Origin of the sequence: Streptomyces silaceus, assembly GCF_001419745.1 — a bacterium.
GTDB lineage: Bacteria > Actinomycetota > Actinomycetes > Streptomycetales > Streptomycetaceae > Streptomyces > Streptomyces silaceus.
Genome location: NZ_LIRJ01000420.1, coordinates 1 through 10,596, shown reverse-complemented (window position 1 = coordinate 10,596; position 10,596 = coordinate 1). Strand labels below are relative to the sequence as shown.

Annotated in this window: 6 protein-coding genes and 3 pseudogenes; 5 read left to right on the top strand and 4 right to left on the bottom strand. The window is 73.0% G+C overall.

The window, feature by feature from the left end; all coding sequences use genetic code 11:
- Positions 1–1,372: pseudogene (locus tag AOK22_RS32150) on the top strand (hypothetical protein); the annotation flags it as partial.
- A gap of 110 nt (positions 1,373–1,482) precedes the next feature.
- On the opposite strand, the gene AOK22_RS32145 reads toward AOK22_RS32150, so the two are convergent.
- Positions 1,483–2,820 carry an ROK family protein gene (locus tag AOK22_RS32145; protein ID WP_055702240.1) on the bottom strand — a complete coding sequence of 446 codons (1,338 nt, stop codon included), beginning with the start codon at positions 2,818–2,820 and terminating at the stop codon, positions 1,483–1,485.
- A 161-nt stretch (positions 2,821–2,981) separates the two neighbouring features.
- On the opposite strand from AOK22_RS32145, the pseudogene AOK22_RS32140 reads away from it, so the two are divergent.
- The 4 genes and pseudogenes from AOK22_RS32140 (at position 2,982) to AOK22_RS32125 (ending at position 7,595) form a co-directional block, all read left to right on the top strand.
- Positions 2,982–4,303 (top strand): annotated as a pseudogene (locus AOK22_RS32140) (ABC transporter substrate-binding protein).
- A 10-nt stretch (positions 4,304–4,313) separates the two neighbouring features.
- The gene (locus tag AOK22_RS32135) at positions 4,314–5,306 is read left to right on the top strand and encodes a carbohydrate ABC transporter permease (protein ID WP_055702239.1); all 993 of its coding nucleotides are present in this window, start codon (positions 4,314–4,316) and stop codon (positions 5,304–5,306) included.
- The gene (locus tag AOK22_RS32130; protein ID WP_055702238.1) at positions 5,299–6,162 is read left to right on the top strand and encodes a carbohydrate ABC transporter permease; all 864 of its coding nucleotides are present in this window, start codon (positions 5,299–5,301) and stop codon (positions 6,160–6,162) included. The genes AOK22_RS32135 and AOK22_RS32130 overlap by 8 nt, the downstream gene beginning before the upstream one ends.
- The gene (locus AOK22_RS32125) at positions 6,159–7,595 is read left to right on the top strand and encodes a GH1 family beta-glucosidase (protein ID WP_055702237.1); all 1,437 of its coding nucleotides are present in this window, start codon (positions 6,159–6,161) and stop codon (positions 7,593–7,595) included. The genes AOK22_RS32130 and AOK22_RS32125 overlap by 4 nt, the downstream gene beginning before the upstream one ends.
- Here AOK22_RS32125 and AOK22_RS32120 read toward each other — a convergent pair.
- The 3 genes and pseudogenes from AOK22_RS32120 to AOK22_RS32110 form a co-directional block, all read right to left on the bottom strand.
- Positions 7,538–7,972 (bottom strand): polysaccharide biosynthesis C-terminal domain-containing protein, encoded by a 435-nt coding sequence (locus tag AOK22_RS32120; protein WP_055702236.1) that lies wholly within the window; start codon positions 7,970–7,972, stop codon positions 7,538–7,540. The genes AOK22_RS32125 and AOK22_RS32120 overlap by 58 nt on opposite strands.
- A 53-nt stretch (positions 7,973–8,025) precedes the next feature.
- Positions 8,026–8,874, bottom strand: a pseudogene (locus AOK22_RS32115) (zinc-binding dehydrogenase); the annotation flags it as partial.
- 47 nt (positions 8,875–8,921) lie between these two features.
- The gene (locus tag AOK22_RS32110) at positions 8,922–10,067 is read right to left on the bottom strand and encodes a glycosyltransferase (protein ID WP_244165194.1); all 1,146 of its coding nucleotides are present in this window, start codon (positions 10,065–10,067) and stop codon (positions 8,922–8,924) included.
- Between the last annotated feature and the right edge of the window lie 529 nt (positions 10,068–10,596).

Here is a 10,596-nt window from a genome sequence, read left to right as displayed (position 1 = left end):
GCTGGCCATCGAGCTGGCGGCCGCCCAGGCCGCGCAGTATCCGCTGGCGCAGCTCGCTCGGATGCTGGAGCCCGCGCAGGGCTGGCTGGGCGTGCCGGACGCGCCGTTGCGCAGGCACCGTTCGCTGCGGGCGGCCGTGGGAGCGGGGTACGCGCTCTGCGGGGTCACCGAGCGGACCGTGTGGGCGCGGCTGAGCGTGTTCGCCGGGGACTTCGACGAGGACGCGGCCGTGTTCGTGTGCGCGGGCGGCGGGCTCGATGCCGAGGACGTGCCGGGCGCGCTGGCCCGGCTGGCGCTGGCCTCGGTCCTCGAGCCGGTCCGCGACCCCGGCGGGGTCCTGGCACCGCGCTATCGCATGCCCGCCGCGGTCCGCGGGTTCGGCGCCGAGCGGCTGCAGTCCGCCGGGGAGACGGCCGCGGCCGTCAGCCGCCATCTGTACTGGTACGGCCATGTCGCCTCCACCGCCCACCACTTGTGGAGCACCGGGCTCCACGAGCGGGCCGCCGCCCTCGTGCGCGACGAGGAGGCCGAGCTGCGCGCCGCGCTGTCCCGGGAGCCGAGCGGCGCCGACCAGGCGGCGACGGCGCTGGCGCTCGCCGTCGACCTGTGGTTCTGGTGGGCGGTGTGCGGTCACGCCGCCCAGGGCAGGGCGGTGCTGTCGCGGCTGCTGCCGCTGGGCCGTTCCGACACGCGCGTGTGCGGGCAGGCGCTGTGGCTGGCCGGGTGGCTGGCGGTGAACACGGACCCCGTCGGGGCCACCGAACTGCTCGGCCAGGCCTGGCGCGTGGCCGTGCTGGCCGGTGACGACGCCACCGTCGGGCGCGTCTCGCACGTGCAGGGCGCGCTCGCCCTCGAGGACGGCAGGACGGAGCGGGCGATCGCGCATCTGCGGGAGGCGGCCGACACGATTCCCGTGGACGCGGAGCACGGCCCGCCCGCCGCCGTCAGCTGGGCGCTGCTCGCGGTGGCGCAGGCCAGGGACAGGCCCGCCGACGCGTGGCGCAGCGTCCGCCGGGCCTCGGCGGGACCGCAGCCGCGGCACGATCTCTGGACGCGTTCGATGACGCAGTACGCGCAGGCCTTCGTCGACCACTCGCGCGGCCGCCGCAGCCGGGCCTGGCGCCGGGCCCACAAGGCGCTCGCGGGAGCCCTCGGCGTGGCGGTGGCGGCCCGGCCCCCGCGGCAGGGCGGGCCACCCGGCACCGGTGGTGCGGCGGCGACGGCCACCGCGTCCGCGCCCGGCCCGCCCGAAGCAACCGGCGGCGGCGCGAGTGCCGAGACCCCTGTCATCGCCTCCATGGCAGGGCCTCCCGGTGCCGCGCTCATCCACCGGCTCATCGCGGAGATCGAGGCGGGCCGGCCGCCCGTCTGAAGCCGTCGCACGCCCCGCAGCCGCCGAACGCTTCGGCCGAGTTCCTCAGACGACCCGAAGGGGGGCACCGCCGAAGCGGCTCATGGCGTTCCGCTCGCCCGGACCGCCCCTCACCGTGCCCCTCTGCCCTCCAGCACCGAATGCCAGCCCGGCACCGCCGCCGTCCCCGACTCCGTCCGGAGCGGGGCCGTGCGGCGGCGGCCGCCCCGGGTGAAGAAGTCGGCCAGCGGCAGTGTCGCCGCGCCCACGGTGACCGCGTCCGGGCCGAGTTGGCCGAGGTCGACGCGGACGCGGGCGGCGGGGTGGCGCAGGGAGTAGGCGTCGGCGTACTCCCGGACGGCGGGCAGCAGGCGCGGGCCGAGCTGGAGGCCCGCCCAGCCGCCGACCAGGACGCGCTCGGGGCCGAAGAGGTTCACGAGGTCGGAGATCCCCGCGCCCAGGTACTCGGCGGTCTCGTCGAGCACGGCCGCGGCGACGGGGTCGGGCTCCGTGCCGTCGCCGGGATCGGCGGCGGCCAGCAGGGCGCTCACCGCGGTCTCCTCGTCGGCGTCCGGGGGCACCCGGCCGCCTGCTTCCTGCCAGCGCTCCAGGAGTGCCTCGGCTCCCGCGTACGCCTCCAGGCACCCGCGTGCCCCGCAGCGGCAGCGGCGGCCCCGGATGCTGACGGTCAGGTGGCCCCACTCCGCGGGGCCGCCCCGCGCGCCGCCGTGGATGACGCCGCCGGTGACGACGCAGGCGCCGACGCCGGAGCCGATCAGGACGATCGCCGCGTCGCGCGCGCCCCGGCCGCCGCCGAACCACATCTCGGCCTGGCCGAGCGCGCGGGCGCCGTTGTCGACGAAGTACGGCGTGTCGGCGGGGAGTTCGACGGCCGCCCGCAGCATGGCCTCCAGGGGGACGGCGTCCCAGCCGATGGTCTGGCCGTGCACGACGGTGGCGCCGTGCTCGTCCAGGTCGACGATGCCGGGCACGCCCACGCCCACCCCGATCAGGGAGCCCTGCGCCAGGCCGGGTCCGTCCGACGCGGCGTCCGCGCGCTGCGCCACCTCGGCGACGCCGTCGCGGATGTGACGGACAATCACCTCGACGTCGTGCCCCGAGCCGTTCAACGGCCGCTCCGCGCGGGCCAGTTCCGTCAGCGCGAGGTCGAAGGCCTCCACGCGGACGCGCGTCTCCCCCACGTCCACGCCGATGAGGCGGCCGCTGGCGGGAGCGACGCGCAGCAGGGTCCGCGGGCGTCCGCCGTCGGACTCGACGCTGCCCGCCTCCTCCAGGAGGCCGTCCGCGGTGAGTTCGGCGACGACGTTGCTGACGGAGCCCGAACTGAGTCCGGTCGCAGGACCGAGCGCCTGCCGGCTCATCGGCCCGCCGAAATACAACCGTTGCAGCACCGTCGCGCGGTTGCCCACGCGCAGGTCGCGCACCGTCCGACTGCCCCGCTCCGCCATGTGACTCCCCTCCGGTCCGCAACATACCCGTGCGCGACCCCTTGACGCGACTATCTCTCAGGTTTTAACTCACGTCCTAAATTAAGTCGTGAATCTCTTCAGATGTCGAACTCGGCATGCCCTCACCGCACTTCAGGACCCCGGAAAGGGACGGACCCGTCATGCGCAGAATCCGAGCCGCGGCAGCCATCGCCACCGTCACCGCTCTCGTCGGCGCCGCCGTCACGGCCTGCGGCGGCGGCAGCAACTCGGGCGGCGAGGGCAGCAACACCTCGCCGAGGACGCTCACCTACTGGGCCTCCAACCAGGGCCCGAACCTCGCCGCGGACAAGAAGATCCTCGCGCCCGAGCTGAAGAAGTTCGAGGACGAGACCGGCATCGAGGTGAAGCTGGAGGTGATCCCCTGGTCCGAGCTGCTCAACCGGATCCTGGCGGCGACGACCTCGGGCCAGGGCCCCGACGTCCTCAACATCGGCAACACCTGGTCGTCCTCGCTCCAGGCGACGGGCGCGCTGCTGCCCTGGGACGCGAAGGACTTCGCGTCGATCGGCGGCAAGGACCGCTTCGTGGAGTCCGCGCTCGGCTCGACCGGCGCGGCGGGCAAGGACCCGGCGGCGGTGCCGCTGTACTCCCTCTCGTACGCGCTCTACTACAACAAGGCGATGTTCGAGGACGCGGGCATCAGCGGCCCTCCGGCCACTGGGATGAGCTGGTGGCCGACGGCAGGAAGCTCTCCAGGAACGGCAAGTGGGCGCTGGGGGCGGAGGGTTCGAACCTGGTGAACAACATCCACCAGGCCTTCGCCCTCGGCAAGCAGCACGGCGCCGACTTCTTCGACGGCGCGGGCAGGCCGACGTTCACCTCCGACGGCGCCGTGGCCGCCGTGAAGCAGTACGTCGACTTCATGGCCAAGGACAAGATCATCGCGCCGGGCAACGCCGAGTACGCGCAGAACCAGTCGCTGCGCGACTTCGCCCAGGGCAAGACGGCGATGGTGCTGTGGCAGGCCGCGGCCACGACCTTCGAGGCACAGGGCATGAAGCCCGACGAGTGGGGTGTCGTGCCCGTGCCCGTGGCGTCCGGGAAGCCCGGGGCGGGCGAGCGGGTCAACTCGATGGTCGCGGGCATCAATCTGGCCGTCTTCAAGAACACCGACAACCTCGACGGGGCGCGGAAGTTCGTGAAGTACATGACCGGTGACGCCGCGCAGGCGCGCCTCAACAAGGCGTACGGGTCGATCCCGCCGGTGAAGGCGGCGCAGAAGGACGCGGCGTTCGACCGGCCCGACACGGCCGTGCTGCGCGACACGCTCCTCAAGAGCGCGGCCCCGCTGCCGCAGGTACCGAACGAGTCGCAGTTCGAGACGTCGGTGGGCACGGCCGTCAAGAAGCTGTTCGCCGACGCGGCCGCGGGCCGGCCGGTCACCACGGAGTCCGTGAAGGCCGAGCTGTCCAAGGCCCAGCAGCAGATGCCGAAGAGCTGAGCGCCCGCCGATGACCACGCTCACCTCTCCGCCTTCCCGCAAGGAGGCCCCGCCGGCCTCCGGCGCCCGCGGCGCGCGGCTCCGGCTGCCCGCGCGTCTGCGGCGCCGCTCGCTCCCCTATCTCCTGCTGCTGCCCGCGCTCCTGCTCGAACTCGTCGTCCACCTCGTACCGATGGCCGTCGGGATCGTCATGAGCTTCAAGGAGCTCACGCAGTTCTTCATCCGCGACTGGGGCGCCGCCCCCTGGACGGGCCTGGACAACTACGCGCTGTCGGTGGACTTCGACGCCCCGGTCGGCGAGGCGCTCCTGCACTCGTTCTTCGTCACCGTCGCCTTCACCGTGCTGTCCGTGGGCCTGTGCTGGCTGATCGGGACGGCCGCCGCGGTCTTCATGCAGGAGAACTTCCGCGGCCGCGGCCTGCTGCGGGCACTCTTCCTCACGCCGTACGCGCTGCCGGTGTACGCGGCCGTCATCACCTGGTCGTTCATGTTCCAGCGCGACACGGGTCTCATCAACCACGTGCTGCACGACCAGTTGGGCCTCACCGACGGCCGGCCGTTCTGGCTGATCGGCGACAACAGCTTCGTGGCGCTGCTGACCGTGTCGGTGTGGAAGGGCTGGCCGTTCGCCTTCCTCATCGTGATGGCGGGGCTGCAGAACATCCCCAAGGACCTCTACGAGGCGGCGGCGATCGACGGCGCCGGAGTGTGGCAGCAGGTGCGGCGGATCACGCTGCCGTCGCTGCGGCCGGTCAACCAGGTCCTCGTCCTGGTGCTGTTCCTGTGGACGTTCAACGACTTCAACACGCCGTACGTCCTGTTCGGCAAGTCGGCGCCGGAGGCCGCGGACCTCATCTCGATCCACATCTACCAGTCGTCGTTCGTCACCTGGAACTTCGGCACGGGCTCGGCCATGTCGGTCCTGCTGCTGCTCTTCCTGCTCCTGGTGACAGCCTGCTACCTGCTGCTGACCTCACGGGGACGGAGGGCCGCCGATGTCTAGGCGTCCGCACGCGCCGACCGCACCGCCGCGCTCGTTCCTGTGGTGGCGGCGCGTCTTCCTGACGCTGCTCACCGGTTTCGTGCTGCTGCCGGTGTACGTGATGGTGAGCACGTCCCTCAAACCGCTGCGGGACGTGTCGGGTGCGTTCCGCTGGCTGCCCAGCGGCCTGACCGTGCGTCCCTACATCGACATGTGGTCGACCGTGCCGCTGGCGGACTACTTCGTGAACTCGCTGATCGTGGCGGGCGCGGCGACGGTCTGCTCGGTGGTGATCGCGGTGTTCGCCGCGTACGCGGTCAGCCGCTACCGCTTCCGGGGCAGGCGGGTGTTCACCGTGACCGTCCTGTCGACGCAGATGTTCCCGGGGATCCTCTTCCTGCTGCCGCTCTTCCTCATCTACGTCAACGTCGGCAACGCCACGGGCATCGCGCTGTTCGGCTCGCGCGCCGGGCTGATCCTCACGTATCTGACGTTCTCGCTGCCGTTCTCCATCTGGATGCTCATCGGGTACTTCGACTCGGTGCCGCGGGAGCTGGACGAGGCGGCGCTGGTCGACGGGTGCGGGCCTTTGCGGGCGCTGCTGCGCGTGGTGGTGCCCGCCGCGATCCCCGGCATCGTCGCCGTCGCCGTCTACTCCTTCATGACCGCCTGGGGTGAGGTGCTCTTCGCCTCGGTCATGACCAACGACACCACCCGCACCCTCGCCGTGGGCCTGCAGGGCTACTCCACGCAGAACGACGTGTACTGGAACCAGGTCATGGCGGCCTCGCTCGTCGTGAGCGTCCCCGTCGTCGCCGGCTTCCTGCTGCTGCAGCGCTATCTCGTCGCCGGGCTCACCGCCGGAGCCGTCAAATGACCCTCCCCGAAAGGAACTCCGTGACCGACCCCCAGCAGTCGGACCCCGTCTCCTGCGACCTCGACTCGCTCCCCCGCGACTTCACGTGGGGCGTGGCGACCTCGGCGTACCAGATCGAGGGGGCCGTCGACGAGGACGGCCGCGCGCCCTCGATCTGGGACACCTTCGCGCGCACGCCCGGCAAGGTCGACGGCGGCGACACCGGCGACGTGGCCTGCGACCACTACCGCCGCTGGCCCGAGGACATCGCCCTGATGCGGCGGCTCGGCGTCGACTCCTACCGCTTCTCGCTCGCCTGGCCGCGCGTCGTGCCCGGCGGCGACGGGCCGGTCAACGCGGCGGGCCTCGACTTCTACGACCGGCTCGTCGACGCCCTCCTGGAGGCGGGCATCACGCCGAACGCGACCGTCTACCACTGGGACCTGCCGCAGGCGCTCCAGGACCGCGGGGGCTGGCCCGAGCGGGACACCGCCGAGCACTTCGCCTCCTACGCCTCGGTGGTGGCCGAGCGGCTCGGCGACCGGGTGCCGCGGTGGGCCACGCTCAACGAACCGCTGTGCTCCGCCTGGATCGGGCACCTGGAGGGCCGCATGGCGCCCGGTCTCACCGACCTCACGGCCGCCGTGCGCGCCTCCTACCACCTGCTGCTCGGGCACGGCCTGGCCGCACAGGCCATCCGCGCGGCGGCGCCCCGGGCACAGGTCGGGATCGTCAACAACCTCTCGCCGGTCCGGGCGGCCTCGGACCGCCCGGAGGACGTCGCCGCGGCCCGGCGCGTCGACGGGCACACCAACCGCTGGTGGCTCGACCCGCTCCACGGGCTCGGCTTCCCCGCCGACATGCGGGAGGTCTACGGCGTGGACCTGCCCGAGCGCCCCGGTGACCCGGCGGCCATCGCGCAGCCGCTGGACTGGCTGGGCCTCAACTACTACTTCCCCGCGTACGTCGCCGACGACCCGGCAGGTCCCGCGCCGTTCGCCCGCCAGGTGTACCGGCCCGAGGTGCCGCACACCGGGATGGACTGGGAGATCGACGCGTCCGGCATCGAGAGCCTGCTGCTGCGCCTGACCGAAGAGTACGGCGCGCGCAGCCTGTACGTCACCGAGAACGGCTCGGCCTTCCCCGACGTCGTCCGCGCGGACGGCACGATCGACGACGCGGAGCGCACCCGCTATCTGCGCGAGCACCTGGCGGCCTGCGCCCGCGCCGCCCGCCGGGGCGCGCCGCTGGCCGGGTACTACGCCTGGTCGCTGCTGGACAACTTCGAGTGGGCGTACGGCTACGACAAGCGCTTCGGCCTCGTCCACGTCGACTACGCGACGCAGCGGCGCACGGTCAAGGCGAGCGGGCGGCACTACGCGGCCCTCATCCGCGCTCACCGGCGGAGCAGGGACAGCTCCCCCGTCCTGAGCAGCCGGGCGAGCACGAGGTAGCCGGCCACCATGGTCAGGGCGCCGACCGCGAGGTCCAGGGACGTCCCCGCCGTTCCGGTGAGGGACGCCCCGGCGCCCGCTCGGGCCGCGGCCCAGCCGAGCGCCCCGGCCAGGGCGGACGCGACGATCAGCTTGCCGTAGGTGCGGATCAGCCGGCGCCCGTCGAGGTAGCCGCCGAGCCGGCGGCGCAGCAGCCGCGCGGTGATCACGAGACCCACGGCGTACGAGAGCGTATAGGCGGCGGCCATGCCGGTGACCGCCCAGCGCGCGGGCAGCAGCAGGGCGGCGCCCTGGAGGACCTGCCGGATCAGGCCGGTGGCACGGGAGACCACGGTGCCGAAGGCCATGAGGAGCGAGGAGCGTGCGAGGGTCGCCACGTCAGCGGCACCCCCGCCGCGGCCCGCTCAGACCCGGGTGGCCGACGGCTTGATCAAGTTCGATTTCCATGCGCTTGATCCTCGGACGGGCCCCTTCTCACGGGCCCCTTCTCCCGGACGCCGAGCCCGGCGCGGGGCGCGAGGGCGAGGACGCCGACCTTGCCCGTGTGGCGGTTGGTCTGCACGAGCCTGGCCGCCTCGGCCACCTCGTCCAGGGTGTACGTCACCGACAGCGCGGGCTCGATGAGACCGAGGTCCAACAGGCGTGCCACGGAAGCCTGTTCGTGGAGGTTGGCGCCGTGGCTGCCGATGACGCGCTTGAGGCGCATCCAGAGGTAGCGGTTGTCGAACTCGTGGCGGTAGCCGGTACTGGAGCCGCAGGTGACGACGGTGCCGCCACGCCGCACGACGAACACGGACACCCCGAACGTGGCCCGCCCCACGTGTTCGAACACGATGTGCGGGTCGTCCCCCACCAGTTCCCTGATGCGCTTGCCGAGCCGTTTGCCCACGACCGTCGGATCCGCCGGCGCGTCGCCGGTCAGGCCGATCTCCGTGCGGTCCACCACCGCGTGACAGCCGTACTCCCTGGCCCGCTCCGCCTTCTCGGGGCTGCTGACGACGCCGACGGCGATCCCCCCGCCATTGCGCACGAGTTGGGCGGCGTACGCGCCGAGTCCGCCGGCCGCGCCCCAGATCAGCACCACGTCGCCCTGCGTCATGCGGGCGCCCCGGTCGCCGACGAGCATGCGGTAGGCGGTCCCCGCGCACAGCGGGCTGCTCGCCGCCGCCTCCCACGTCAGGTGGGACGACTTCGGCAGGAGCTGGCTGGCCCGCGCCACACAATAGTGCGCGAGGCCGCCGTAGTTCGTCTCGAAGCCCCAGGCCAGCTGGGCGTCGCCGGCACGTCGTGACGGGTGGCCTCACAGGCTGCACGTGACGGGCGGCCTCACGAACTGTCCCGCAACGCGGTGAAGTCGGGCAGCGGCAGCCGTGCCAGCTCGGCCTCGGCGGCGGTCATGGCGGCGGCGTGGGCCGGGTCGCCGAGGACGACCGCCATGACGCCGGCGATCTCGTCGCGCGTCGCGGCGGGGTCCAGCGCGCGGCCGAGACCGCGCCGGGCGAACGCGTCGACGTTGCCGGGCTGGTCGGCGAGGATGCCCATGCCGAGGACGGGTGTCGTGGCTTGCACCGCGTCGAGCAGGGACGCCCGGCCTCCGTGGGTCACGAACAGATCGGCGCGGTGCAGCAGCGCGGGCTGCGGGACGTGCCTCACGATCGTGATGCGGGGGTCCGGGCTGTGCAGGTGCTCGGCGAGGTCTCCCGCGGACACGATCGCCTCGCAGTCGACCGCCAGGAGCGCGGCGACGATCTCCCGGTACATGGCTTCGACCGTCGGCCTGAGCCCCGACATGGCGGTGGCCAGGGTGCCGAGACTCGCGTAGACGAGGGGGCGGGCAGCGGAGGTCTCCCGCCACTCGGTGAGGTCCGTCCGGTCCTTCGCCACGGTGCGCCGGACCGCGCGCGGGGAGCGGGACGGGAGGTGCGGGAGCGTCTCGTAGAACCAGTCGACGGGCGCGGGGGTGAGCATCTCCGGGAGCGTCGGCGTGTCCTGGTCGTGCTCCTTGTAGAGGCGGGTCAGCGCGGGCGCGATGTCGGTGTCCCACAGATCGAGGAGCAGCGGGCCGAGTCCGTTGTCCGCCGCGAGGACGGGCAGGCCCAGCACCCTGGCCGCGAGGTGCGCGCCGAGGTCGCTGCACTCGGCGATCACCAGGTCGGGGCGCGTCCGCGTCCACGCGGCGATCAGGTCCCGGGCCTTCGCCTCGGCCCGGTCGGGCCAGAGCCGTCCGAAGACGTACCCGTTGAAGGACGCGTTCCCGGCTGCCGTCCAGTGGTCGCTCGCCGTGTGCTGGACCGTGCGGTCACAGGTCCAGTCCGTGCCCGCACGGTGGAACTCCACGCCCCGGCGCCGGGCTTCGCGGCGGAACATCAGGGGCGCGTACAGCGCGACGTCGTGGCCCTGGTCGAGGGCGGGGCCGATGACGTAGTCGAGTGCCGACACATGGGACGGTATCGGCTCGGCAGTGACTGCCATCCGCAAGCTCACGGAGACTCCAAGGGGTTCATCAGGCACGTCGGGGTGCCTGGATGTGCCCAGGCTGCGGCGCCATCCGTTCCAACCGGCACAAGATCGGGGCACTTCGGAACGCCGGAACACGGGAACGGCCTCTGACCAGGGCAGATGCGGGCTCCCTGGAACGCGGCCATGGAACGGCGCAAAGCGTCACGAGGGCGTTCGATCCGCCGACCGGGCCTGGCTCGCGGGCCGTTGCGGCATGGCGGCGGGCCGCTCGCGCGACGCGCCTGGTTGCTGGGGGCCGGACCAGGCAGGAGAGACCGTGGACGATCCCCGCCCCACCGTCGAAGACCCCCAACCCCAGAAGCCCCCCCGGCCCGGCAGCCACCGGAGCGGGTCCCGACGTCTCCGGTCAGGCGGGCGTCATCGGCATCGGCCTGGCCGCCGTGCTGGCGGCCGCGCTCGCGCAGGGCCCCTGGCAGTGGTTCGCCCCGTACATCGGCGTGACGCCGCTCGGGGCGAGCCTCGCCTTCTACCCGCTGCCGCC